This window comes from bacterium (assembly GCA_016708315.1).
Lineage (GTDB): Bacteria > Zixibacteria > MSB-5A5 > CAIYYT01 > CAIYYT01 > JADJGC01.
The window spans coordinates 62,817-88,281 of sequence record JADJGC010000011.1; the positions used below are offsets into that span (position 1 = coordinate 62,817).

Here is a 25,465-nt window from a genome sequence, read left to right on the forward strand (position 1 = left end):
GGATACCATGGACAAAAGCGTTTCCCAAAGACTCGCCGACTGGGTCTACAATCTGAAATACGAAGACATCCCGCCGCACGTAATTGAATCCGCCAAACGCATTTTGCTTGATGCGATGGCGTGTTGTCTCGGCGGTTATCACTCGCATGACGCCAAAGTCGTGCGCAAAGTAATTGACGCACTTGGCGGCACACCCGAGTCAACGATTCTCGGTTCAAACAAGAAAACCAACAGCTACAACGCCGCACTGATGAACGCTATCCAGACGCGTTCGATGGATTACAATGACATCTATTGGAAGGAAGACCCTTCGCACCCATCCGATATTATCCCCGCTGCAATCGCACTTGGTGAGCGCGAAGGACGCAGCGGCAAGGATCTATTGATGGCTATCGTCATTGGCCACGAAATCGAAATGCGTATGTGCGAGTTTGCACATCCGGGCATTCGCGAAAGAGGCTGGCACCATGCGACTCTGACGGCATTTGTTTCGCCGCTTTCGGCAGGCAAAATGCTTGGCCTCAACGCCGAACAACTGATGCATGCTATTGCCATCTCCGGTTGCCGCTCGTTCACTCCCGGAGCAATCGCCGCAGGTAAACTTTCGATGATGAAAAATACTGCCGACCCACTTTCGACGCACGCAGGCGTGATTTCGGCATTGCTTGCCAAGGAAGGCTACACCGGCACTATCGAGATCTTTGAAGGCAAGGAAGGCTTATACAAAGTTCTCGGCGGCAATTTCGAAACGGAAGTCCTTTTCAACGGACTCGGCACCGGCTGGCGCGTACCGGATATCGCTTACAAGGCGTTTCCGACCGAGTACCTCACTCAATCGCCGGTGACCGCAGCCCTTAAGCTCATCAAAGAGAAGAACGTGACTTGGGATCAAATCGAAGAAGTCACTGTATACACGATACACCGCGCTGTCGATATTCTTGCCGATCCCAGCAAGTATCATCCGAAAGAAAAAGAAACCGCCGATCATTCGATGCCGTACTGCGTCGGCGCCGCGATTATGGATCGCATGGTTACGCCGCTACAGTTCTTGCCGGAGCGCATCGCCGACCCGACCTTGATCGACTTTATTCAGAAGATCAAAGTCTTGGCCGATGACGAACTTGAAGCGCGCTTCCCGAAGGTTCAGCCCTCACGCGTTGATCTGAAACTCAAGTCTGGTGAGATGCTCTCGCAGTCGGTTGATTTCGCGCAGGGTGATCCGCGCGAACCGATGACTGATCAAGACTTGATGGATAAGTTCTACGGGCTCACCAAGCCTTACATGAATGATGCCCAGCGCGCCAAAATCGTCGCGAATATTCGCAATCTGGAAAACATCAAGAAGATCGATCAATTCGTTGCGAGTATGGTGATGCCGGGAACTGGTTCTGCCAAACCCGCAAAGAAAGTCAAAGCCGCGTCTAAGGCGAAAGCCAAACCAGCGGCCAAAGCTAAAGCTAAACCGAAAGCAAAGGTCAAAGCAAAGGCGCCAACGAAGCCTAAGGCAAAGCCTCAGAAGAAAGCCAAAGCCAAGGCGAAACCGACAGTGAAAAAGACGTCAAAGCCGAAGGCGCGACCGAAGCGTCGCAAGTAATTCTCTTTTATTCGGAAGAAATGTTACTGAGCCGCTAACCCCTCTCCCGCCTGCGGCGGGAGAGGGGCAGGGGTGAGGGCGTCTTTACGGCAGCTTCTCTCCAACCACCGTTTTGAGCTTATTTCCCTTGATGAATCTCGTATTTGAATCGGTGCGATTGATGATACCAAGTACGTCAATCGAAACCGGCGTAGGATACTTCTGCGCAAACTGATCTAACGTCATCGCCTCATTGAGCGTGACAATCTTCAATTTCACGGCTGTACAGCCAATGCCTTGGCGTCGGTCAATTTGGCGAAGCTCTTTGTCGAGTTGGTTGCCTCCTGCTCGTTCGCACTCCATCCGGCCTCGGTTCCGTACGCGAGTATCTGGAATATCTTGCTGTCATAGCTATAAAAATACGCTACTCCGCGCAGCTCGCCACTCTCGGTCGCAACACTGAACTTGCCCCAAGATGCCGGAATTCCATTTACGTTTGCTGATTGACGGCCGGTTGCGACGACGCCCTGTTGGCTGAAGAATCCGTTGGCTGCTTCGGTGTGCGAACTTCCTTCGGCAAGAGTCAGCTGTATCATCGCATCTTGATTGGCACTAATTCCAACAACACCCTGGACCTGATTCGCAGTGCGCCAGCCTTGCGGAAATTCATAGCGAAACTTGAAATCGGGATGCAGGAAGAGGCTTTCCTTGAAATAACCATGTCGCGGATTATCGCCGAACACGATTCCGTCAATCACCTCAAGGTATTTCTCCCGATTGACTTCGCTTCCCGATGCGATGGACATTGTATCAAGTTGCCCAAGAATGTTCTGCGCACGGTTTCCCGGATTTGGATGAGTTGACAACCATTCAGGTACATCGCTTCCGCCGGCAGCCTGCGTCACACCATCAAGCATTTCCATTACACCGACCAGTTCACGCGGATCCTTGTTGATTCGGCGCATATACCTGAGGCCAAGTGCATCTGCCTCCGTTTCGTCATCGCGCCCAAACTTCAGGAAAGCAGTCCCAGCCCTGCCTGGCGCATCAGCATATCGCTGCAATCGCGGTTCCAGCAGTGTCGAAACACCGAGACCAAGTTGAGTAATCTGCGCTGTGCTCATCTGCGTCACTGAATGTTTTCCTGTGACGTGACCGATTTCGTGTCCGACAACTCCGGCCAATTCCGCTTCGCTATTGAGATGAGCTAAGATTCCACGTGTCACATATATGAATCCGCCGGGCAGGGCAAAGGCGTTTACCGCTGGGTCATCGACGACCTTGAAGCTCCAAGGCAAATTTGGACGTTCGCCCTGAGCAGCCATTTTCAATCCAAGGTCGCTGACATACTTTTGTAGTGCATCATTGGGATAGAGCCCCATCTGTGCTGAGATCTGTTTATCAGCATCCCGGCCAATTGCAATTTCTTGCGACTCACTAATCAGGTTGAATTGCCGCTTGCCGGTCGCAGCGTTAGTGGCACAACCGTTGATCATGACTGCAGCGCTTGCCAACAACGCGAGTAGCAGAATCACCAATCCGCATTTCTGGACAGTGCGCATATTCATCGAATAGTCTTTCAAATTCAAAACACTCATATCTCCACCACCATGTTTAGTGTAACAGTTTTCGACCCTACAGATTATACGCACCCAACTGCCAAACAACAAGAGCACTCGCCCTAATACTATTTGCCTGTTTCCGCACCCTCGGTAGGAGCAGGGCTGATATGCGGTGCGTCAAAGGCTGGCGGTGGTATCCGAAGGACAAATCCGGGGATGAGAGTGTTCACAAGTGTATAAATAATCAATCCGCCGAAGATTGCCCCGCTAACTTCAAACTTGTCGCGCAAGATTCCGGCAATAACCAGCGTGAAAACCAGCGTCGGAATCATTGCAACACCGATTCGCATTCCTCCTGCGATAGATTCCTTGAGCGCTATCTTGCGATGCAATCCAATCCACAACAACCGGACCGGTACCATAACGACAAGAAAACCGGCACCGGTGATCAAAGCGTTCATCGAGAAATCATCTCGACCAAGGTGCAAACCGGCATTGAAGAAATAAAACGGTACGAACACCGAGGCAAACAACTCTACGGCATGCAACATCTGCTCCGATGCCATCGCCGGCAGCTCCTCACGAAATCTTTGAGCCGCTACTCCACATACGAAGGCGCCAACAAGATAGTAAACTCCCAACTCGCGAGTCACAAATGCGCAAACTACTGCCAACATCAGCAGGAAAGCAAACTCAGATCGAGGTGCATACGGCAACAGCACCTTTGCAAAGAACTTCAATAGCAGTGGCAGAATTGCGATCAGTAGAACCAGAACTAGCAAGGATACCGAGAAACGAGTTGCACTTGCCGACTGCACTACAGCGAAAAGGGCCGCCAACGCGATCAACTCAATCGATATCACCTTAGTACGAACCCAGAATCGCTCGCGCTCATCAAGGTGGAGCGCCTTGAGTGAATCGAGAATGAATCCTGCTGAGGGCGTCATTAATGCCAGAGCAACGAGTACTGCCGGGCGGATCGCGAGGTCAAAAACCAGCATGGCGCCATAGCTAACTGCAGCGAGTCCGATTAAGTGAAAAACAACGTACTGCAGGAGGACCAAAGCGTGTGAACGCAGCTCAGAAAAATTGATCTCTAAACCGGCAAACAAGAATAGGGCAACGATCCCAAACGTCGCAAGCAGTCCGATTGTATTGTCGTGCGCAAAGAGCGAAAGTCCCACTCCGGCGCCGAGTCCCAGGAACACACAAGTTATTGCTGACGGAAGTCGAAATCGCTGCAGAAATCGCGGGAGGACAAACAGGGCGAAGAGCAGTACTATGTAGATCAACTCCGAATTCTTAAACTGATCGAGCGATTCCAATGGCACTCCTAAATGGAAACTGTTCCACGCAGATTGTTGGTGAAAGTTATTCGGAAATGAATGAAGAGTCAACAAGAAGGCGAAATCAGAACTCTAAGTCTTCGCCGATCATAGGCACAAATTTGACCGGCACAATGGACTTGACTGTTTCACCGCCGGCACACTTGACGATCTGAAGCAGCTCCTGACGATCCGAACCGACTGGTATGATCAGTCTACCGTTGTCTTTGAGTTGCGACGTCAGTTCAGGCGGCAGTTTTGATGGAGCGGCAGTAACAACGATGGCATCAAAGGGAGCTCGTTCGGGCCACCCGCGTCGACCATCGCCGCATCGGAAGTGAATATTTTCGAATCCCAATCGACTTAGTGTCGCACGCGCTTGCTCGAACAATGGTTCGACTATCTCGATTGTCGCAACCTCAGCGGCAATACTGGCCAGGACAGCTGTTTGATATCCAGATCCGGTACCAATCTCAAGAACGCGGGATGATGCGTCTATGCGCGCAAGTTGCGTCATCAGCGCGACAATATACGGTTGCGAAATTGTCTGTTCGAATCCAATAGGCAGAGGATTATCGGTATAGCTTTCTGAGCGATGTTTATCAGGAACAAATTCGTGCCGTGGCAGGGTTCCCATCGTATCCAACACGGCCTTGTTCACAATGTCGCGCCCGGCCAATTGTTTCTCCAACATCATCTGTCGTTGGTAGTAAAACGGATCAGTCGATTGCTCGTTCATCAGCAGCCTTTACAGATTATTGGATGCAATTGCATTATGAAACTAGCCTATTTGACTGTACTCGGCAATGGATTTTGTCTGATGAAGCGAATCATTGCATATCCGAGTGCTATCATGAAGAGATAGTGAAATCCGGGGCGATCGCCGAATGTGCAATACTGGATTGTCATGCCGAACACACCGGCACAAACTCCGACCAACATTGGGAATGCGGCGAGTGTGCGCGACTTGCGAATTGTACCGATGGCACTCCAGAAGAAGTGAACAATGACGCTGCAAAGCACGGCAAAGCCAATTATACCTGTTTCGACCAATGCATTGAGAAACACCGAATGGGCTGAGAGCACAACATCCATTCCAAGTCGGGCTGCGCCGAATAATCCGTAGTTGCCGATGCCTACACCAAGCAAAGGGTACTGAACAAATGTCGCCCAGAGTGTTTGCAGATAGAGCACGCGCGGATCGGCGCCGAGCTTCTCGACATCCATTCGCAATTGCATCAGCTCCCAAATATCCAGATCAAATCGAAAATAGCCGAGCGACTTGAGCGCCAGACCTGCTACTGCGATCACCGCAATTGTCGCCGCCGCTGCTTTCAACATTCGCGCCTTGGAGCAGAAGCAAAACATGAACGCCATGGCTCCTGCAAATGCAATCCATCCTGAACGCGACATCGTCAAGAGCAAAGTCGCGAGACTTATCACCACAAGTATCAGGGGCGTCCGAATTCTCCACGACTCAGGCAATTGCTTGCGATATAGAACGATCCCGATTGCCAAAGGTAAGAACGAAACCAGGTAATGCGAGAGGTGCAGTGACTCGCGAAATGTCGCTCGCGGTGCAAAATCGGCGATGAAAGCTGAATAGAATCGAGTCTTTCCGTATTGGTATCCCTGGTCTGCCGCCGCTCCAAATGCGTGCGTGAAGTCCTTACCCGGCAGATCAAGCGCTACGGCGAGCGTCTGCCAACAACCGATCAATCCCAGTCCAAGCCCAATCCAAAGATAGAGCTTCACAGAAGAAAGAATGTCATCACGAGATCGAATGCGGTTCAATACAACCACGAAGAACAGAATGTGCACCGCCGTCAGAATCCACTGAATCAGAGGGCGCATTGCCGAGGCTCGCCATGCCATTGCTGAACTTGCGTGAACCTCGGGCGGCGCTGTGAAGAGACCTACAACCAGTGAAACTGTGCAGATCGCGAAGTATGTTATCAACAGTCGCGATGGTGTCTCTGCAAGACTGACATGTTTGCCGTGGACTACATAGGATAGTATCAACAGGCCGAAGAGAACATAGTAGGGCGTGATTGAGAAGCCGGCCTCGACAACAAAGGTTGCTTCAAGCGGAAGTGCCGCTATCAACAACATGTACACAGCCTGCTGTTTCGCAATCGCCAGATAAACACCTGCTGCGGCAACAGCGCACCCGGCACCCAAAGTAAGCAATTCGGAAGTGAGAAAGCGGTCTAGGAGCAAGAAAGAGGCGACGGCAGTCAGCGCTAGTCCGAACAAGAGCAATGCTCGGTTTCGAAGTAGCTCCGGAACTACCATTGCAGTTTCTGCCGTAGTTTCCGTATCTGCATCATTGTTTCCATTGGATTGCATTCGGTCCGAGGCATGATTGCGAATGTTGTCGAGTACGGTAGCTGACATTCGAACTCAGTAGACAAGCTGATCGCCGGATACTTCACGCCATACGAGGGCGAAATCCAATTCGTCCCGATCTGAAATGGTTTGGTTTCATCACAATTGGCGAACAACAAACCGCTCTCAGAACTTGCAGGCTTGAAGTGAATCAAGTAATTCTCAAGTGCTTCAATCCGCATGTTATCAACATGGAAATTGAACTGAAGCCGATGAGACGAGCGGCCATGGACGTGGTCATGTATGAGAATAGCCTGACTGGACTTACACAGGTAAATTGACCGCCGGTGCGTCACAGCGTCATCGAGGCGGTTGTAGCAATCGTGTTCGGCAACTACCAAATCAAAGTCGTCGTTGCTTTGCCAATCAATGATCTTCGGCGTACCGTCGCTCCTTAGCAGGAACAGTAGGCCGCGCACCATCCGGTTTTGTTCGCAGTTGTCAACCATTACTGTGTTGTGACTGCTCGTCGATCGATACTGGTTGCGAACATCTTCATCCACAGTATATTCGAACGAGCCCGGATCGACAAACACTGGCGTACCCCGATGCGCGAGAGTAAATGACAGCAGGTCATTGTGCTTATGATTGCCTAGTCCGGCAGTACCGACCGGGTTGGCATAGAAATTCAGTGTGAAGTCTCGCGAACGCATCTGGCAAATCCCCGACTCAGCCAAGTGAACGGAGTCTAAATGAGTGCCGGCTGCCTCACTGACTTTGGGAGTTGACAAACCAAAACAGGCGCACTCCGGAGTCGTCATTGTTGGATTGGTGCGAGTACCAGGCAGCAAAGACATTCCCAAGTCAACTATGTCGCGATAATCTCGGCCTTTGCGCCAAAACAACTTGAGAATTCGACCGTCATCATTGTCTCCGAAATTGTCAACTAAGCCATCGGCACCGCTGAATCGATCGAGATTCATTACCATAAGTGACAGCCTGTTTCTGAACTGCTCTGAAAATTGGAAGTCGCACTTAGTCGACAGCAAATACGCCATCAAGAATATCTCTGTGACAAGCCCGTGATAGGGTAGGGAAGATTCATAATCGAGCCCGTCGCTATTTATCTGCGCCAGCATTTCCTTCTCGAATTCGTCGATAGCAAATTGCCGCCAGTTATTGGCACGGATCGTTTTGCCGAAAACTTCGCCGAGATAGAGAAGTCCCAAGAGATTGGTCAAGTAGTGGTTAGTATTGTGACCGTCGCCGGTTACTTCAAGATTTTCGTAAATCGACTTCGCGCCCTTGTACAACTCGACCGTCAGGAATTTGGAGAACTCCTCGCTGAATCTATGCTGTTGCGCAAAAGTCTGGTACGCAACCAGCCAGTTTATGCATCGAATTGCTGTGTCCATCGGGCAGGACCAGTTGACGGTCTGCAGATATTCATTGCCTTCTGCCCACGACACCACCTGATTGGCAAATTCGTTCGGATACGAATCGTCGCCGTTCTTGAGATAAGAAAGCGCCATTGGTAACAAGTGATTGCATCGCGACAACTCCCACGGAATCTTCACATCTGATCTGTCGCTAAGACTTACCAGCTTCTGCAGTCGATAATCGCGCTTATCCCAGCTCTTTCCGCTCTTGAAATCGGTACACCAATTAATTCGGGGACCAAGATCAACGAGCCCTGATCCAAGCAGATCAAATCGGTGGCGCAGTGCATTTTGCGCAACCTCGCTCATGCGCGACCAGTCATCGGGATGGCTCTTCTCAATTCGTTGGAGTGTCTTTGATTCGGACGTCCCGGTGAGAATTAGCGGCAATCGATTAAGGGCAGCAACAAGGTGCTCACTGCCGATCTCGCGAATCAGTGCATCATCATCGACTCGCCGCTGAGGAACAAATGCACGGACGATCTTCAATTTGCGAATGACTTTGAAGCCAATTCGTTTCACTAAAGCTGTTTCCATTAGAGTCGCTCCTCGTTGGTTTCGTCTTCTATGTTATGGTGACTTAACTGTCCGTTGCATCGCGGCATTTGAGTGTGCTGCATTTGCCGGAAGAAGTCTGGCAAGATTCTGCTCATACATCTCTGTTGCGCCTGCATAGTCATCACTACGACCGATGTCGAGCCAAATACCTTCAAACGGGAAGGTCTGAATCTTCTTGTCGTTGTCGAGTAGCTTGTGAACTAGGTCCGGAAAATCAAAACGTGTCTCTGCCGGGATATAGGGAAGAACACTTGGCGAAATCACATAAATACCCATGCTGACTTTCAACGAGTACTCCGGCTTTTCGATGTATTCGCACAGTCTCAGATTGCGGTCTGTTTCGAGAACTCCAAGATCGATCTTCACACGCTTGCTGTAAGCGGCAATCGTAATCTCGGCATTGGAATCGAGGTGCTTTTTGTAGAGTCCCGCGAAATCAAGATCCGTTAGAATGTCGCCGTTGAGCACGATTAACGGCTCGGGGAATTGCGGCAGCTTCGCCAATGGACCGGCTGTGCCAAGGGGCTGGTCCTCGTGAAGATAACTTATCGACACACCCCATTTTGAACCATCACCAAAGTATGCTTCAATCAGTTGATGCAAGTATCCGACGGCAAAGGTAATCTCATGCACTCCGTAGTGCCTCAGTTGCCGAACGAGTGTCTCAGCGATAGGGAAGTTGCCGACCGGCATCAACGGTTTCGGAAGAACTGTCGTGTAAGGACGCAGGCGCGTACCTTCGCCTCCCGCGAGAATTACTGCCTTCATACCTGTGCCTTCTTGCGAAGTGTGATCCGGTTCCGCACCGTCGCCACTCGCGAGCTGATATCACTTCGAAGTTTATCCACTTGTTGTAAGTCCTCTCGCGACATGTATCCGCGTATGTAATCGCCAAAAATCACGGCGCCAAATGCACACAATAGCGCTGCCAATGTTATCTGGACTATGTTTGATAAGCGTCGCGGTCCTGATTTCTCTTGAGGAATGATGGGAGTATCAAGCACCGCGACGACGGGTTTCTTGCGCTTGGCTTCGATGGTTGCCATTTCCAGTTGCTGTGCCAGGAGGGAATAAACCTCCCCGACTTCGGCGACCTTTCTGATCAGGCGCTCATGTTCAAGCTGCAACTCCGGCGAAGAGCCCATATAGTAATTGCGATTTTGTTCGCGGTATTGCATCAGTGAATCTTCTGCCGACTTAAGACGCGATTCAGTTTCCAGTAATCTCCCCTGCACGAATGAGCGATTCTCGTCAAGTCGCGCAAAACGCTCGCTCGAACAAAACGCATCCAATTGCTTGATGTACTCGGAGGCTACCAACTGAGCGAACTTCGCATCGGTCCATTCAAATTCAATCGAAACGATTCCAGTAGTCTTGTCTTTGCTGATCCTCGTGGCTGACGTCAGTGCCTTCATTGCTTCTATCGGATCACTCGAAATGACCTGTCCAATGGTTGTCGCTTCAAACTGCGTTGAAAGCTCGTGTGACAATGATGCTGCAAGCACGCGACTGCGGACGACGTCGGATTTCAAAATGTCGGGAAACAGCTGTGACGATGCAGTTGGGTCGGCATCACTTCGCATCAAGTCCAATGCAGGAATGGCACTTGCCAGCGATCCAAGAGCACTGCCGCCTCCTTGGTTTCCGGTAGGCAACAGCGTGCCGGTCGAAGTGTAGTAGTTTGGCTTGCTGAAATTCACAACAACGGCAGCAACGAATACAGCCGTAGTGAACCAGAATATTCGCCAACGCTGGGCTAGCAACAGGCGCGGTATTTTGGTTATCTCCATTTGCGCCGTTGATGAATTACCGAGTAAACGCTCCATTGACCTCCATGTCACGCCATACAAGTGCAAATCAGGTGCCGTTCTGTTTCATAATTAAATTTGCGTTGCGGTTCAACGACTTAGAGGCAGGGGTTATGACTAATCTGAGGAGGAAACGAGCTCGGACGGAAAATCGTTCCGAGTTTGATGGACAAGAATTCTGCGGAAGGCCTATGCCCGGCGAAGCGACGGGTATTTAGCCGAAAGCCAGCGTTGAGTCAGGATGACGATCGCTCCACTAAACGCTCCGACAATCGCACCAACCAACACATCAAGGGGATAATGTACTCCAACAGCAATTCGCGAGAAGCTAACCAAAGCTGCGAATCCAATCAGATACCACATCGTCTTGGGATATTGATATGACAAGTAGATGGCCATTGCTACCGAATTGGCTGCATGCGACGAAGGAAACGACAATCCTTGCGAGCAGTTGACCAGCAAATGAAGCGGCTGTATTGTGTGGCAGGGGCGAATGCGGCCCACCAGCGGTTTGATTAGCTGTGCCGAAAGTTGATCCGCAAGCGCGACTGTTACGATACACGCAATCGCGGCGATACGTTCTTGCTTTTTCCCGAATATCAAGAGCCCCAAGACTATTACAGCAAACACGCCGCGAAGAAACCAGTGATTGGTCGCGATTGGCATGATAAAATCAAACACCGGATTCGCGATGCCGCTGTTCAGGAGAACGAAAACCGCAGAGTCAATCTCGACGAGCCAATCAAGCATGAGCAGCCCCTGTTATCTCCGCCACAATCTTGCCGTGAGAGCGGTCTCGCAGTGACGAAACGAACTCCTCGAATCGCGATAGGCGAATGGAGCTTAGTAATTCAACCTCGTCACTGTAACTCGTTTCGTCTGTCCTCAACTCAAAGTCGGAAAGAGTTTTCATCACGATGGAAGTCAGGTCGTGTGTAAACTTGATCCTGAACGGCTGCATAATAAGCCTCTCGACCACCTTGGAATTCTTGAGTACATCTTCCGCTGATTGACGGTATGCTCTCGCCAATCCGCCAGTGCCGAGTTTGACCCCGCCGAAGTAGCGTGTTACCACAACCAATACGTCAGTTACATTACAGGATAGAATCGCATCATGAATCGGTCGACCCGCAGTGCCGCTGGGTTCGCCATCATCCGAGTAGCGGAATTCCTGTTTCGATTCCAAACCGACCAGATATGCAAAGCAGTTGTGAGTAGCGTCATAATACTGCCGACGAATCAACTCACACTCGCTTTCTGCGTGCTCGCGAGATTTTGTGGGCACGACGGTGCCGATAAATCGCGAACGCTCGACTTTGATCTCTGTAGAGAACTTGGATTCAATGGTGAAGAATGAGTCTATCAAGAAATTTCTGCTTTGCCGGTAGTCCCAAACTACACCATGTAACGCAGGACCATTTTCCAGTCATCAGGATTCTTTAGTTCGACTGCGCCAACCTTGTTGGAAGCCGCGCCCTCCAGATTTGGATTGAAGCAGGTAAATAGCGACTTGCCTTGTCCCACGGTCTCGGCCATGGCGCTTACCGTTCCGCCGGTACCTGAGGTGATCTCTACAACAATTACCGACTTCGACATTCCCACGATGATTCGATTTCGTGCCAGAAGTTTCCCCGGTTCAACTGTCGCTTCTGGCGGATACTCTGATATCAGCAACCCACGCTCGATAATATTCTGTGCCAGTGGTTCGTTTTCAGGCGGGTAGATCTCATCGAATCCGCATCCCAAAACGGCTATTGTCTTTCCGTCGGACTTTAGTACGCCGATATGCGCTCCGCTGTCGATTCCGCGCGCCAACCCCGAGACGACAACTGTTCCCGTGGCGCCAATTGCGGCTCCGAGACGCACGCTCTCGGCAATCCCCTCTGCTGAGGCTTCATGCGAGCCAACTATTGCTACACAATTGTCGCGGCATATGTCAAGATTGCCACGGTAGTACAACAGTGGCGGCGGGTCAGGTTGCTCAAGCAGCGACTCTGGAAAAAACGGGTCGCAAATCGTCGTTACTCTTATTCCCCGATTCGCATAGTCTCCGAGACGGTCGCGAATCAATTCGGCATTGTGAATGCTGGCACGAATCTGCTCCTCTTTTTCCGGGCTCATTCGCGGTAAAGCGGCAATCTCTCCCGGCTCGGAATCAAAAATACCTTGTGGAGTGGCGAAATGCTGTATCAACTGCTGAAATGTTCGCGCGCCGACACCGCCATATTCTCGCAATGCCACGACCGCCACATCGAGTTCGGAATAGCTGATGGTAATCCTCCATGATAACGCTTCGTTGACCGGATACATCTGGGAAACTTCCCTTCGAACTTAGCCTACTCTGACCATTCTGTCAAGCTGACAGGGGAGATGAATCCATTTTTCGCCTTGATTTTCACGCTGTTGTATGCGTTATTAGTCAACTTTACGGAGCAATTTCTAATGAAAAGATACGACGTTTACGCCATTGGCAATGCACTTGTAGACTTCCTGACCTTTGTCGACGACCAGTTCTTAATCGACAAAGGTATTCGCAAGGGCTTGATGACTCTTGTCGACCAACCTGCCGAGAAGATTCTGGAAGGGCTCGACCATCGGGAAATCGTCCGGTGCAGCGGCGGTTCGGCAGCCAACACAATTGTCGGACTCGCTTTACTTGGCGGCAAGGGCTGTTTTACAGGTAAAGTCGGCGATGATGATCTCGGCAAATTTTATGGCGCAAATCTTCAAGCTTCCGGTGTCGATTTGTACGTCAACCCGGATTCGAAACCGACCGGCTCATGTATTTCTCTGGTATCCCCCGACGCAGAGCGCTCCATGCTCACTCATCTCGGCGCATCAACCCAGTTGAGCGATCTCGACATTCACCATGATGCGCTAAAAGAGTCGCAGTATCTCTATGTCGAAGGCTATCTTTGGGATTCCCCTCCAGCACGCGCTGCCGCAATTCAGGCAATGGAGTGGGCGAAGCGCAATGATGTACGCATTGCGTTTACCTTCAGCGATCCGTGGTTAGTCGAGAGATTTCGCGATGACTTCACGCGTTTACTTGACACCTATATTGATGTGCTCTTCCTGAACGAGCGCGAAGCCGGTGAGATTACCGGATATGAAGATCCGCTTATGGCGTCAAAACAGCTAGCCAAGAAGGTGAAGCAGTTGTGCCTCACTCGCGGCGAAGAGGGCGCAATTATCGCCAACGAGGGGCGTCTTCGCTCGACACCACGTTTGGCCATTTCGAAAGTTGTGGATACTACCGGAGCCGGCGATCTGTATGCCGCAGGTGTCTTACGCGGACTTAGCCTTGGATTCGATCTTTCGACATCTTCAATGATCGGTGCAAGGGTAGCCGCCGCTGTCGTTGAGAAAGTCGGCGCTCGATTGACCCCTTCAGACCTTCACTAAGTATTTCGGATTTGATTTAAAGGACGCGATTCAGTCTACTGAAGCATCACGACTGAAAGCGATGTTCCTTCGCCCGACGTATCGGAGAGCGTTTCCGCTCGTTTGATCTTCAATCTCCTTGCTGCATAGGCAATCGCTGCCAATGGAGCCGTGCTCGGCAATTGCGCATTACGGAGGCGATCGTAGAGAGTACGCCACTCCAGCTTGCCGACAGCATCATCGATCTGATCGACCTTTCCTGTGTTGACAGGGGACTCGAACATCAACTCTGAGCAGCCAACAATCAATGATCTTTGCGGGTCAACCACCGCAGAAAGTACCTCGCCGACTGCAACAACATTCGACTCGTCTTCGCTTCCCATGATTATCGGGACAATGCGAAAGTCACCAAGCAACCTTTGCAGGAACGGCAGCAGCATTTCAATCGCATACTCGGCGTCCTTGCCCCCTGTGTGGCCGGTGCCGGCAAAAACTACGCGAGGGTGGCTATTCGCCATTCTTTCGGCAACGGGCAAATCCACAAAAACTCTCCCCAAGGGTGTATCGTAGGCTCCGCCGAGATAGACCGAATTGTAATCGAAGAAGTTCTGTTGAGCCGAAGCGACTAATATCACAGTCGAATATTTCTTATGATTGAGTGCACGAATTGCACCGAGTTCTCCGGCCAGATACAAGCTCTCTGATGTACACGATGTGACAATCGCGCCAATCTCGCCCTTTACTGATGTCGGTCTGGTCGTCGCGGCAATTCTCTTGTCAATGTTTCCGCTCAACACCGCCGGGTCTGCGGAGTATGATTCTCCGGCAAAACACGGCCTGCGAACCAGCTCAGGCTTCTGTAGCTTAACTTCCATAGTGGCAAGATGGTAACGACTAAGTGACATCTGAGGCAAGCTAAATCGCGCGAATCGGCACCAAAGTTCGCGCCATTGCGATTGACCAGAAAAAGCCTTGACATCACTCCATCATTATTATATAGAAGAACCTGATCGCGGGGTGGAGCAGTCCGGTAGCTCGTCGGGCTCATAACCCGAAGGTCGTAGGTTCAAATCCTACCCCCGCTACCAAACTTAAGCCCTTGAAGCCCAATACCTTCAGGGGCTTTATCATAGACTGCGGAGTCTTGGTTGGCGGGTTCTTCTAACAATCTTCTAACAGAATTGCCGAAAATTGTTTGATCTAACCTCCGCGCTGCCTCTTTGTGCGTGCCGGGGAAGAGATGTCCATAGCGGTCCAGCGTGGTTTTTGCAGAACTGTGTCCCAGCTGTGACTGCACGAACTTGATGTCCTCTCCCTGCGCGATCAAGAGTGACGCGTAGGTATGCCTCAGGTCATGGAAGCGTATTCGCCTGATCCCAGCTCTTTCGAGCGCCGTCAGAAACTGCCGCTTGATAAGATTATCAGGGTCGAGCGGACGACCACTTGCATCGCAAAATACCAAATCCAACTTTGAGGAACTGGCGACAGTGCGATGATACATGAGCGTCTGACACAAATGCGGCGACAGCATGATACGCCGGAACGAGTAATTCGATTTCGGCGTTTGAAAGGCACCACGATACAGCGAACGGCGCACGCTTATCTGGGATGAATTCCAATCGATATCACCCCATTTCAGAGCGAGCAGTTCGCCACGACGCATGCCTGTCAGCACGGCGGTCATGAAAAACGCTTGATAGCGCGAATCCACATGCTCCAGGAGAAGACAGATCTCCTCAGGGCGAAGAAAGTCCATCTCCTCAATTTCGACACGCGGACGCTTCACAAAGGCCGCTGGATTGACGCGCAAGTAGCCCCATTCGATGGCGTGCTGCAACATCTCCTTCAATGGAATCAAGATGTTAACCACCGATTTCGGGCTCAAGCCATCGAGCCTGATTTTCTCGCAAGCAGGCGCTGAATATCGGAACCAGATATCTGATGAAGCCAGAGTTTGCCCAAGGCCGGTAGAAGATGACGCCGAGTAATTGCCTCATAGCTGACGTAAGTGGAGTGCTTGACACTTACCTGAGCGTAATCTTGCAGCCATGTCGCAGCAAAATCAGTGAACGTGGATTTCCTCAGCTCAGCCACAACCTCATCATAACCCTCCGTGATCCTCCTAACGAGTAGACGTTCAGCTCTCTTTTTGCTTGGACCTGCTGATTCCCATTTCTGGCGGCCATTTATCCGATAAACGGCATACCAACATCCAGCGCGCTTTACAACGCTTCCTTTTGCCAATTGCTTTTCACCTCCTTTCAGTCTGGCAGAGTTATAGGATTTAATGTCTTGAAGTTCATTGTTGTGCCTATCGAAACCACATCGATTCCCTTGTAGCCAGACAAGGGATGACAGGCTGCTAGGTACAAGCAATTGCCGTACCAAAATCGGTGACGCAAAGTTGTTCACAGAATTCAGCTGGCTCGGTGTGTATGATAAAGCACTCATTGGAACTCAAGATATACTGCTGCGCCGGATAATTCAAGAGCACTTCTCTTCTCATCGATTCGAAATTCCAACTCGCGATCATCTGGCGCCGCCTTTGGATTTTGTCTTCAGGTATTCGAGCACCTCTTTTTCGAGAAATCTAACGTACTTGCCGAACTTGTAGTGAGGAATCTGCTCCGTGCCACTTTTCCGGGTACGGTCATAAATCCATGTCACCGGGACTCTTAATCGTCTAGCCAGCTCCTCGATATCCAAATAGTTATCCATTTTCCCTCACTGGAATTCGCAACTCAGGAGATTCATTTATGAATCGACATGTTCACGAATCTGCTTTCTCAACACCCGTCGCACAGAATGGCTATCGCGTGACCATGACTTGAATGTCAGCGAATTTGAGCCACTCGTTTTCGCGCACTAATACCAGCCGGCCATCTGGAATCCTCTTCCAATCTGATGAGCCATTCCAACGGTATGATCCATTGAGGCCGACCGACTCAAGCAAAACAGCAGGCCCAAAACGCCTTATTGTAGCGTGGTGCCTACTGACGTTGGGAGACCCACCAGATCATCCCTTCCCACAGCTACTGGTTCTTTCGAGATGGGAATGGTCCTATTCGTTGACCTGACAACAAACTTCAACGCTGGATAAGCATGGCGATCAACAGGACAGTCAGTCTTCGATGCGTCGATGATTGACGGATAACCACAAACATCACACAAATCAATGCGTCCAAGCGCCGAGGACAAGGCCACTACCCACTGAGTCGCACTCGGCCGCTCTTGGCACGTGATGAGAAATGCCTCGACGAAAGAGAGCACAAAGGTTCGCGTCCAATACGTAGGGAGAATAATGCCCTTCGATTGGTCTATCTCTGCTGAAGCATGAAGGATCATAGAGCCAGTCGGCCATGGCTTGTTTAAAACCTTCTTTCGTATCTCCTTTGCCAAACCAGGGTGGCAATGCAAAAGCAGTTCATGCAGTACCACCGCTAACGCGAAGCGATCGCTCTGAATCGTTGGCAAAGCTGACTGATTCAGCTCCATGCCCTGACGGAGTTCTGGTGACATATACTCCGGATGTCCGACCATGAATGGTGGCGGCGCTCCCGTCGCGACATAGTTGTCAAGATCGATAGCGTAAACTTCGAAATGATCACCCTTTTTGACGAGGAGGAAGTTACCGGGGTTAATATCGCCGTAAGCAATTCCTGCTGAATGCACCGCCTCCACTAAGCGCGCCAAACACAAGGCAACTTGCAGTCCTTGAGAGAAATCAAGTCTTGGATCTGCAAATTCGTCAAACAGGGTGTGGCCCGGAATGTAGCTCGAATAGTGGCCTACGTGGTCCGGTGTCGTGATTGAATCAGTCGGTGCTACGAGTGCTGAACACCTCGATCCCAATTTCAAGTCAATCAGGAAACGAATGCGCTGCACGACTGCATCCCTGTCAAACTGCGGTTTGAAGATCTTGATCACTCCGGTCTTACCGGAACCGAGATCTGTCGCTTGGGCAACGATGCCTTGTCCCCCGGATCCGATCTGATCTTCTATTCGAAGTTTGCGGCCCGAATCTGTCTGGAGAATGGATTGGTTTTCAATCATAGCTCCAGCTCCTTTTCTGAAACTGCATTTCCTTCGGGTGCTGGAGTATCAGCAGCGGGCTCCTGGTCTAACGGTTCCTCGTCCGCCGGCAAATCTGGTCGACTACCGTCCCCCATCAACGCCAATGTCAAATTATCATCGAAGATGAACCCAGAATCGTCTGCCCAATTCGACAGCTCATCCAAAACTTGCTCCGTGACAATTTGCAGGTTGCCATCGCGAGCAAGAGCAACCTGCACGATTCTGGTGATGTATTCATTTGTGCCGACGGGAAAGGCTTCCGGCGTGTCCTCCAGTCTATCAAAGAAACCATCGGTACCAACAAAGATCAAATCACCCCGATGACGTTCAGCTTTTCCGGAAATAGGTTCACCATGCGGAGTAGGCCCAAGTGAAGCAGTCAGCAGGTTAGGCCTATGGATGTCGGCCTTCTGAGGCTTCAGAAGATGCACGATTTCTCCGGAACTTCGATAGATAGAAATGCCACCATCGCCAATATAGGCGTAACCGATTCCGTGCTGTCCGCCGATGAGAACAATTAGCGTAGTAAGCAACGCTTGATCCTGGAGCGTGAGCTTCCGGTCCACCGCCTCGAGACGACGCGCTGCTGCTTTCAGTGCCATCATGCTAACCAATTCGAGATCTTCTTCGCCGTCACTCTCACCACAGCCAAGGAGACGAAAGATCTTGAGGGATGCCGCCTTCACCGCATGATCGGAAGCTAACCCGCCCAAAGGAAGTCCTCCGAGTCCGTCAGCAACGACAACGACCTGATAACCGCTGATGACGAAGCAGGCGCCGAAATCTTGTTGTTCGCTTCGCACTTGCCCTTTTACGGACGAAAGGCCCAATCTCCAGGGCTCCCGGGGAAAAGATGGATTAGCGGCAATCGATTCCATCGCTGCCTCTACCTCGAGTTCATTGAGGACTCTCTCGGGAAAGCAGGGTTGTTCGGCATCACCAACCCCGGAGTCGCAGGGATCGGCATCGATGGAAAGCTCGGCAGAAGATGAACTAACGATCGAGTGATCCAATCCACTACCGGTAGCATCTGCCTCAGGTTCTGAGCTTTCAAACTCTGATGCCATCAGGCGATCAGTTGGTGCACACCGGTAACCATTGTCGACGGCCGATCTGACGAGTGAGGGCTTTGCGCCAAGAACGACAACTAATCCTGAACGAAATAAATAAAAAAAGAAAAGAGCCAGTGTAGTCAGCAGCAGCATGATGAAAACGAGAGTACCTAGCATAGCAGTCGTCATACGATTCTCGTTCGAATCGATCAGTCTCTCGCTCACTGGCATCTGGACGTTTCCCGCCACGCTAGCCATTGGATCTTTAAAAAATGAAGCCGGCATGATGCGCTTCACTTCGTTCAACTTGATGGCAAGTGAGCCGTGCAATGCCAGTTCAGTTGGTATCCGTAGTTTGAGTGCCAACTTGGGCCCGGCTGAAGCGTCATTGCATTCTAGCTGCGAGCCCTGAGGCGAACAAGAGTCTGGCGAAGAGCCTTCCTGAGTTGGCTGAATACCAGCAGAGGCCATAGAACTGAACAAGACGACACAAGACACGCACAGGACAACCAAACACCCCAAGTAGAGACAAATGACCGAAGTCACTTTGTCAGATTCAATCTGAAATATCTGAAACATTGTTACACCTCGCTCAGACGAAACGCACGTTTAACCCACTGCAATGGCCGAGCATTGCCAATCAATTGCTCGGGAATTCGCTGCCAGAACGAACGAAACCCGTTCGCGGCTGGTAGACAAGAGGGGACATGATGTTGTATGGGAGTTTCCACAACATCAGGTTCCGCCGCATTAGGAGCCAGTCGGCGGGAATGCCGAGTGAAACCATGTAGTCGAGCTGCTCTTTAGAAACTTGGGCGATCATAAATACTTCCATTAGAGAGTTTCGCGGCCACCTAAAGCGCGCCGCTATTGTTTTATAGCCAGGGGAGGCGCAAAGTCCTCCCCTGATATCAAGCGTCTGAGAACCTCTACTTTTTGACTAGAGTGAGAGGATCAGTGGCGTTAACACCAGCCTTTAAGGTGTCTTTCAACGTCTTGCCGACCGCGGCAAGAAACTGACGCAGCTCACGGCCATCGCGACAACGATAGAAATGCTTTGGAGAGGTTGCCAGCCGACAGAGCAAGGCCTCGTCAGCATCACTACCAAAGGCGATCGTGACCAAGTCAGCCATTTCCTTCAACTGCGAGGCCACCAATTCAGGCGGATTACCGACATTGTGCTGGCCATCGGACAACAGAATGACGACCGGTCGCAGAAAGCTGCAGTTCACATCCTGTTCCGGCAACGGGGATTGCAGCAGATTGATGGCCTGCTGAAGTCCGGCCGTAATGTTGGTCCAGCTGCTTACCGAAATAGTGCTCATTGTGCCGGCGAGATATCCGGCGGTATTGACCGGATTGGCGATGCGGGCGTCCTCGGCAAAATCAACGACGCCGACATAGAATCCTCCTTGTTTTCCGGCAGCGCCAATTCTCTGACCAACTCGCAGCAAGCGTTGCTGGCCTCCTTGGGCCTTTTGACCGGACATCGATATGGAAGCATCCCGCACGATAAGCGCGATCTGCTTTGAGTTGCTGCAGATACAGGTGGGTCTTCGGTACGAACCCATAATTGAGTTGTTCGCCTGTGGAAATGAGAAAGTGTTCGTCATGGGAATCATGTTCCTTTCGTTGACAAGTGATTGTGTTCTTCCATCCTCTGACATTGGAGGATGACATTATAGATCTTGTAGAGTTGTGTGCCGCGAGGGCACTCATGGCCATTGATCTTGCTTACCTCGTGTTAGTGAATTGCTTGGTCTAAGAACTCAAGCTGAAGTGTTGATTGATTGGTTCGACTTTGGCTGCGAATACATCCAAAGTCAGCTCAAGCGGATCGGAATCGAACGATTAACCGGTTTGCGTGCTCAGGAATCGAGCATTCGAGAACCGATGAACATTCCAATTCCTTGCATTACATTCCGAACTGACGCAGCACCAGAAAATACTGGTTAACATCATATGACTCTGGCAAAAACACTCGGAGGGCATCAATGCCGTGATTTCGGAGTCTTTGTACGAAGCTCGGTGCCTCTGGATTGGCCAGCGTTATCTGCGTCAAACGCGACTTTTACCCGACAGCCTTCAAGCAAGGGAATCCAGTTCTCCTTGAAACCGTTAACACCTGCGACCCCCACCGCCGCCTTCCCATACTTGAGAAGCGTCAAAGTATCCACAACACCCTCGCAAATGAACACCTCTTCAGGCTTTGACTCGATGCAGTCAATGTTGAACGGATAAGGAATCGGATGCGCCAAGCACAGTTCCTTTGGTCTCGTTTCCGAATCCAGCGCTCGGCCCTGAAAAAACACCGGCGCGCCATTTTTCAGCCATCTCCAAATCAACCGGTGACGCCTAAAAATGAGCCGGCCATTTCTGTCAAACAGTCCGCTCGCCTGAAGTTGCTCCAGCGGATATTTCGCAAGCAGTGCCTCACTCACGCGCCTCACTTCCCGCAGGCTCTTGGCACCATACTGCGTCGCGATCCTCTGGGGAATCCCCCGGTTACTGAGCAATCGCGCGCCTGATTTGTCAAATCCGACGGCAAACCGTCAAACGTTTGATAGACATCTGCAAATTCCGAAATGCCCCCCTGCTGACCATGGTGTTGGCGATGACACGCTGTTTCTTCGGCACCGGCTGATTTGTCGGCTGGATTCCGGCACGGTCGGCAAGAAATTTCAGCGCATCCGGGAAGCTTAAGCCAAGCACCATCATGACGAGGTCGATGACATCGCCGTGAACATCCTTGCAAACCCAACAGCGAAATGAATTGCTGCGCTGGTCGAACGAAAGCGAAGGCGTCCGGTCTCCATGCTGATGATTCTGCGGACAAAAACAGCGAGCACGATTGTTCTTCACGTCAAGGCCGATATCTTTCGCCACCTTAACGATATTATTCACGTCAGCTTGCTTGACGGCCTCGATGTCGTACATAGCCATTGTTCTCTCCTTCACGGATCGGCTCTCCTCACATTTGGGTATCACTCGTTGATTGCCCGAGCAGTGGGAGCCGTCCGCAGCTAATAGTGATTCACTCTCTCTTTGATTCAAGCTTCACTCCCGCAGCAACGTTTTGACAAAAAGTAGACTCCCGCCAAGAGTGTGGCGAGCAAAACCAAACCTTTCATTTCTTGATTCTGGCATGCCTCGCCAAGAACCGGTACTGCGCCAAAATCCCCACGCTCAGATGGGCACGCAACCAATCAAGCCCAAGTGGCAATGACAGCAGAACGCCAAATGCCAACACGCGATCCCAACGAATTCGATACATGATTCCTCCTAACAAAACTCGTTGCGGAGATAATGGTATAGGTTATCGTTGATGGTTTTATTCTGTACAAGCTGGGCAAGGGAGTTCCTCGCGCTCGTCTTGACGCAGGAGTTTCATCTGCGCTTTCAGCTCCTTACGCAATTCGCGTCCATCCGGGTCAAGCGCGTCCTCCTGTATGTGCGCGTAGTCATCCATGATTCCTGACATAAGATTGCCGTCGATTCCAGCAGCTTTCAGGAGGAGACGTTGACGCAGAGCCAATCCCGCTCGTGAACCTCTTTCTCAAGAATCCACGTGCTGACTTGTTCCGGGGGCATTTCGTTCCAGGCGGTCATACTGCTGGTGGCGATATCGGAGAACTTCAGGATTTCCTTCTTGGCGGCTTCAGATCGATATTGACCTTCTCGAGGAAGATCTTCGCCCGCACATCATCAAGCTCACGACTCGCATAACGGATGTTTTGCTCGTTGTACTCTACAGCGATTTCTAGGACGTCAGCGAAATCTTCATATTGCGAGTATTCGTTATCCGGAGCTTCATCGGAGCCAATGGCATCACTGTTGACATTGGCATCGTCTTCGGAGTTAGTTTCGCGATTGACGGCCTCTTTGTTCTCATCTTGCTCGTCCTTGTCCAGCATTTCGCCATAGATAGCTTCGCCACCGGTAATCTTATCGTCTTGCTTGCCGTCTTTACCGCTCTTCTCGTCGTCATCGTAAAACCAGCCGTCATCTCCATAGTCTCCTCGGCCCCGCTCAGTTTCGTCTTGCATACATCAACCACCCTGTCAAGAATAGCAGCGCCAATGCGCTGTAGTTGTAGCTGAAGGAGTGACCTGCTCGCGAAAACGGAAGCAAATCCGCAAACGCCAAATGCCCTCCACTGCCGTTGACCCAATTATAGACCACAATTGTCATGATGAGTATCAGCGCGAGTCTTAACAATTTCATCTAAAAACTCCACTTCTTGACCGGGAAGCTTACCGACATAGTCAACTCTCACTCGGTCACGGTAGGATTACCGTCGGGGTTCCCAAAATGAGTTTTTCAAGTTTCTCTTTCAAGGGTAAGTGTCCTTGACCGCCATTAGTATCAAACTGGGAGACATGCCACCTGCCATATCTTTCTCAATGTTGATGATCTCGAGCGTCGCATCGCTTAGTCCGACTTCAACAAAGATCACCTTTCCCTGTTTTGTGCCGACGACGTCAACGGCCTTGCCATTCGGGAGCATGTATTCCACCGTTGCCTCGTAACCAGTGTCCTTTAGCGATCGTTTGACATGCCAGACGCAAAACTGGTGAAGAAGCCCCCGCCCACCTTTGGAGTGACACTTTGGTTTCTCGATACCCAACTTGGTAAAGTACTTTCATTGCTCTGTCATCAGCCGAAGGCGATGCGGTCTTTCTGCCCTTGCGTTTGGGCGGAAAGCTATCCTCATTGTCTTCCGAGATATTCGGCTCGTGACTGGCTGCCGCCAGATCGGAAAGTTCATCTGTGGCAGAAGGAGAAGCATTGGAATCGGCTTCCGGCAGCAGCTTAGTTTCAGCGTAGAATCGCTTGCTTCGCTCCCTGGACAATAGCTCGATTAGAGCCGGTGGTCAATTTTATTCAACAACGTTCGGTACCTCAAAGTAAATGGATAGGGATAGCGGGGGATCCCGGGCACAACCCTGGCCGGGAACTGTCAACCTCTTCAAGAACTCCTTTTGTAGGGGTCATTCCGGTGGCGCCGGCAAATGCGTCGTAGTCTTCCCGCAGTCCCGCGCCGCCCACCATGATCTTGATGGCGGTGTTGGCCATAACGGAGTCGGCGAGTCCTGAAAGGGTCTGTGTGCCGATCACGAATCCCATGCCCCATTCGCGGCTTTTGGCCAGCAGATCGGTCAATACATAAGTCCCTTCGCGTACTTCGTAGAATTTTTTGAACATCGTCGATGCCTCATCAAAAACTATCAAATCAACAAGAGAACGACTGCGCAAATTGTGTGACGCGATACTGATAGATCTTCGCGATCTCAACCGTGATGAGAGATTTTGAAAGTCTGCTGGTATTCCATTGAGGCGAGATCGCCCAGTCAGCCTCAAGTATGCTTTCCAGTCAAGCTGCCGATGTGAACAAATGTGATCCCTAAACACGGCAAACAGACCATCTAAGCGATTGATAATAGTTTCCTGATATCTAGCCATATGAGAGATAGCCGGATAATGTGTCGACTTTATCACCCGGTAAACGTCCTTAAGCGTCGGATACTGCTTTGAGCCGGCCTGTCTCATTCTGTCATAAACCCAGAGTGTCTTCTCTGCCAACAAACCGCGAGTAGCCACCCGGATATCCTCGTAGTTTCCGAAAATCTCGAAAAACTGGTTGATCCAGGCTCGAAACGAAATGCCTGGCGGGGCGCCAGCCAGTTGGTGTAAAGTGATCGAGCTGCCAGTAGACGAAATTGTCGAACGCTACCAGGGCGGCGTAGTCGAGCTTCCGATCGAAGATTTTGACCCTGAAACCCAGCTTCAGCAATTGCAGAAGGACTAATAAAATCCACGTGGTCTTGCCACCACCGGACCTGCCAGTAACTAAAGCGTGTGTCGTCAGCCTTTCGGGCGTAGTCATCCACGGCACGCCAGAGAAGCGGAATGAATCCCAATCCGATGTTGCCTTTCAAGTCCTCAGTCGATACCGGATTGGTGGCGCGAAATGGATCCGGCGAGACTATGTCTCGCAAGTTCACAGTTGGCGAGAGCTTCCGATGACGACTTCCTGCATCTGTGAGTCATTCGGATTGTTTGTCAAGTATATCAGAGCCACATGGCTACCCTGTCGTCGCGATCACAGCCTGTTTCGCGACATCGCCGCCTTAACAGTTCGTTGACTGGTAGTCGCAAACGTGGTGCACCGTCGGCGTCAGGAGTCATTGTTTCTCCTTTCAATAAAAGGTGCCGCCAACAGTCCCCAGAATGACCCCAGAATCGCCGACGTTTCAAGATTTTCATGCATTCTTTGCAGAGGAAGATCTTTGTTTGTTCGTCCCAACCGGCATGCGCTGGGCAAAGTATTTTACCGCAGAAACAATGGCGAACAGAGCGAT

General features: G+C 51.0%; 29 protein-coding genes and 1 tRNA gene. 3 read left to right on the forward strand and 27 right to left on the reverse strand.

The annotated features are described in order from the left end of the window. Window positions 1-7 precede the first annotated feature (7 nt). Complete coding sequence (locus IPH59_10215; protein ID MBK7092075.1) at window positions 8-1,594, forward strand: MmgE/PrpD family protein; 1,587 nt, start codon at window positions 8-10, stop codon at window positions 1,592-1,594. 84 nt (window positions 1,595-1,678) lie between these two features. On the opposite strand, the gene IPH59_10220 is transcribed toward IPH59_10215, so the two are convergent. The 11 genes from IPH59_10220 to IPH59_10270 all read right to left on the reverse strand — a co-directional run bounded on the left by IPH59_10220 (window position 1,679) and on the right by IPH59_10270 (window position 12,903). Beyond that, a complete protein-coding gene (locus tag IPH59_10220) occupies window positions 1,679-1,852 on the reverse strand; it encodes a hypothetical protein (protein ID MBK7092076.1) in 174 nt (57 codons plus the stop codon). Then, complete coding sequence (locus tag IPH59_10225; protein MBK7092077.1) at window positions 1,849-3,171, reverse strand: M48 family metalloprotease; 1,323 nt, start codon at window positions 3,169-3,171, stop codon at window positions 1,849-1,851. Before IPH59_10225 ends, IPH59_10220 begins: the two co-directional genes overlap by 4 nt. 89 nt (window positions 3,172-3,260) lie before the next feature. After that, window positions 3,261-4,460 carry a cation:proton antiporter gene (locus tag IPH59_10230; GenBank protein ID MBK7092078.1) on the reverse strand — a complete coding sequence of 400 codons (1,200 nt, stop codon included), beginning with the start codon at window positions 4,458-4,460 and terminating at the stop codon, window positions 3,261-3,263. 85 nt (window positions 4,461-4,545) lie between these two features. Continuing rightward, window positions 4,546-5,154, reverse strand: coding sequence for a protein-L-isoaspartate(D-aspartate) O-methyltransferase (locus tag IPH59_10235; GenBank protein ID MBK7092079.1), 609 nt, complete (start codon window positions 5,152-5,154; stop codon window positions 4,546-4,548). A 92-nt stretch (window positions 5,155-5,246) separates the two neighbouring features. Further along, a complete protein-coding gene (locus IPH59_10240) occupies window positions 5,247-6,857 on the reverse strand; it encodes an O-antigen ligase family protein (GenBank protein MBK7092080.1) in 1,611 nt (536 codons plus the stop codon). Beyond that, complete coding sequence (locus IPH59_10245) at window positions 6,749-8,764, reverse strand: alginate lyase family protein (GenBank protein ID MBK7092081.1); 2,016 nt, start codon at window positions 8,762-8,764, stop codon at window positions 6,749-6,751. The genes IPH59_10240 and IPH59_10245 overlap by 109 nt, the downstream gene beginning before the upstream one ends. Before the next feature lie 33 nt (window positions 8,765-8,797). Next, window positions 8,798-9,553: an NTP transferase domain-containing protein gene (locus IPH59_10250; protein ID MBK7092082.1), complete on the reverse strand. Its 756-nt coding sequence runs from the start codon at window positions 9,551-9,553 to the stop codon at window positions 8,798-8,800. Next, window positions 9,550-10,611 carry a hypothetical protein gene (locus tag IPH59_10255; protein MBK7092083.1) on the reverse strand — a complete coding sequence of 354 codons (1,062 nt, stop codon included), beginning with the start codon at window positions 10,609-10,611 and terminating at the stop codon, window positions 9,550-9,552. The genes IPH59_10250 and IPH59_10255 overlap by 4 nt, the downstream gene beginning before the upstream one ends. 171 nt (window positions 10,612-10,782) lie before the next feature. Beyond that, window positions 10,783-11,343 carry a phosphatase PAP2 family protein gene (locus IPH59_10260; GenBank protein ID MBK7092084.1) on the reverse strand — a complete coding sequence of 187 codons (561 nt, stop codon included), beginning with the start codon at window positions 11,341-11,343 and terminating at the stop codon, window positions 10,783-10,785. Then, window positions 11,336-11,959, reverse strand: coding sequence for a YigZ family protein (locus IPH59_10265; protein ID MBK7092085.1), 624 nt, complete (start codon window positions 11,957-11,959; stop codon window positions 11,336-11,338). Before IPH59_10265 ends, IPH59_10260 begins: the two co-directional genes overlap by 8 nt. 29 nt (window positions 11,960-11,988) lie before the next feature. Beyond that, window positions 11,989-12,903 carry a DNA-protecting protein DprA gene (locus IPH59_10270; protein MBK7092086.1) on the reverse strand — a complete coding sequence of 305 codons (915 nt, stop codon included), beginning with the start codon at window positions 12,901-12,903 and terminating at the stop codon, window positions 11,989-11,991. A 132-nt stretch (window positions 12,904-13,035) separates the two neighbouring features. Here IPH59_10270 and IPH59_10275 point away from each other — a divergent pair, with 132 nt between their 5' ends. Beyond that, window positions 13,036-13,998: an adenosine kinase gene (locus tag IPH59_10275; GenBank protein MBK7092087.1), complete on the forward strand. Its 963-nt coding sequence runs from the start codon at window positions 13,036-13,038 to the stop codon at window positions 13,996-13,998. 35 nt (window positions 13,999-14,033) lie between these two features. Here IPH59_10275 and amrB read toward each other — a convergent pair whose 3' ends face one another. Continuing rightward, complete coding sequence (gene amrB, locus IPH59_10280; protein MBK7092088.1) at window positions 14,034-14,882, reverse strand: AmmeMemoRadiSam system protein B; 849 nt, start codon at window positions 14,880-14,882, stop codon at window positions 14,034-14,036. 106 nt (window positions 14,883-14,988) lie between these two features. Here amrB and IPH59_10285 point away from each other — a divergent pair. Continuing rightward, window positions 14,989-15,065 (forward strand) — tRNA-Met (locus tag IPH59_10285). Here the strand turns inward: IPH59_10285 and IPH59_10290 are convergent. From IPH59_10290 to IPH59_10360, 15 genes are all read right to left on the reverse strand, one after another. Next, window positions 15,044-15,835, reverse strand: a complete 792-nt coding sequence (locus IPH59_10290) for a site-specific integrase (GenBank protein MBK7092089.1) — start codon at window positions 15,833-15,835, stop codon at window positions 15,044-15,046. The two genes, IPH59_10285 and IPH59_10290, sit on opposite strands and share 22 nt — an antisense overlap. Window positions 15,836-15,858: 23 nt before the next feature. After that, on the reverse strand, window positions 15,859-16,071 hold the full coding sequence (locus tag IPH59_10295; GenBank protein ID MBK7092090.1) for a hypothetical protein: 213 nt from the start codon (window positions 16,069-16,071) through the stop codon (window positions 15,859-15,861). Window positions 16,072-16,506: 435 nt separating this feature from the next. Beyond that, window positions 16,507-16,695, reverse strand: a complete 189-nt coding sequence (locus tag IPH59_10300; protein MBK7092091.1) for a helix-turn-helix domain-containing protein — start codon at window positions 16,693-16,695, stop codon at window positions 16,507-16,509. Between the two features lie 255 nt (window positions 16,696-16,950). Beyond that, entirely contained in the window at window positions 16,951-18,030 is a 1,080-nt protein-coding gene (locus IPH59_10305; protein MBK7092092.1) for a hypothetical protein, read from the reverse strand. Further along, the gene (locus IPH59_10310) at window positions 18,027-19,469 is read right to left on the reverse strand and encodes a protein phosphatase 2C domain-containing protein (protein MBK7092093.1); all 1,443 of its coding nucleotides are present in this window, start codon (window positions 19,467-19,469) and stop codon (window positions 18,027-18,029) included. Before IPH59_10310 ends, IPH59_10305 begins: the two co-directional genes overlap by 4 nt. Before the next feature lie 274 nt (window positions 19,470-19,743). Beyond that, complete coding sequence (locus tag IPH59_10315) at window positions 19,744-19,926, reverse strand: hypothetical protein (GenBank protein ID MBK7092094.1); 183 nt, start codon at window positions 19,924-19,926, stop codon at window positions 19,744-19,746. A gap of 106 nt (window positions 19,927-20,032) precedes the next feature. Then, window positions 20,033-20,593 (reverse strand): VWA domain-containing protein, encoded by a 561-nt coding sequence (locus IPH59_10320; protein MBK7092095.1) that lies wholly within the window; start codon window positions 20,591-20,593, stop codon window positions 20,033-20,035. Between the two features lie 501 nt (window positions 20,594-21,094). Then, a complete protein-coding gene (locus tag IPH59_10325) occupies window positions 21,095-21,544 on the reverse strand; it encodes a toprim domain-containing protein (GenBank protein ID MBK7092096.1) in 450 nt (149 codons plus the stop codon). A gap of 91 nt (window positions 21,545-21,635) precedes the next feature. After that, a complete protein-coding gene (locus IPH59_10330) occupies window positions 21,636-22,046 on the reverse strand; it encodes a hypothetical protein (protein ID MBK7092097.1) in 411 nt (136 codons plus the stop codon). 184 nt (window positions 22,047-22,230) lie between these two features. Continuing rightward, window positions 22,231-22,377, reverse strand: a complete 147-nt coding sequence (locus tag IPH59_10335) for a hypothetical protein (protein ID MBK7092098.1) — start codon at window positions 22,375-22,377, stop codon at window positions 22,231-22,233. 57 nt (window positions 22,378-22,434) lie between these two features. Further along, entirely contained in the window at window positions 22,435-22,638 is a 204-nt protein-coding gene (locus IPH59_10340; GenBank protein ID MBK7092099.1) for a hypothetical protein, read from the reverse strand. 100 nt (window positions 22,639-22,738) lie between these two features. Continuing rightward, complete coding sequence (locus tag IPH59_10345) at window positions 22,739-23,149, reverse strand: hypothetical protein (protein MBK7092100.1); 411 nt, start codon at window positions 23,147-23,149, stop codon at window positions 22,739-22,741. Continuing rightward, window positions 23,133-23,327: a hypothetical protein gene (locus tag IPH59_10350; GenBank protein ID MBK7092101.1), complete on the reverse strand. Its 195-nt coding sequence runs from the start codon at window positions 23,325-23,327 to the stop codon at window positions 23,133-23,135. The genes IPH59_10345 and IPH59_10350 overlap by 17 nt, the downstream gene beginning before the upstream one ends. A gap of 109 nt (window positions 23,328-23,436) precedes the next feature. Further along, window positions 23,437-23,619, reverse strand: coding sequence for a hypothetical protein (locus IPH59_10355; GenBank protein ID MBK7092102.1), 183 nt, complete (start codon window positions 23,617-23,619; stop codon window positions 23,437-23,439). A 386-nt stretch (window positions 23,620-24,005) separates the two neighbouring features. Then, entirely contained in the window at window positions 24,006-24,308 is a 303-nt protein-coding gene (locus tag IPH59_10360) for a hypothetical protein (protein ID MBK7092103.1), read from the reverse strand. Between the last annotated feature and the right edge of the window lie 1,157 nt (window positions 24,309-25,465).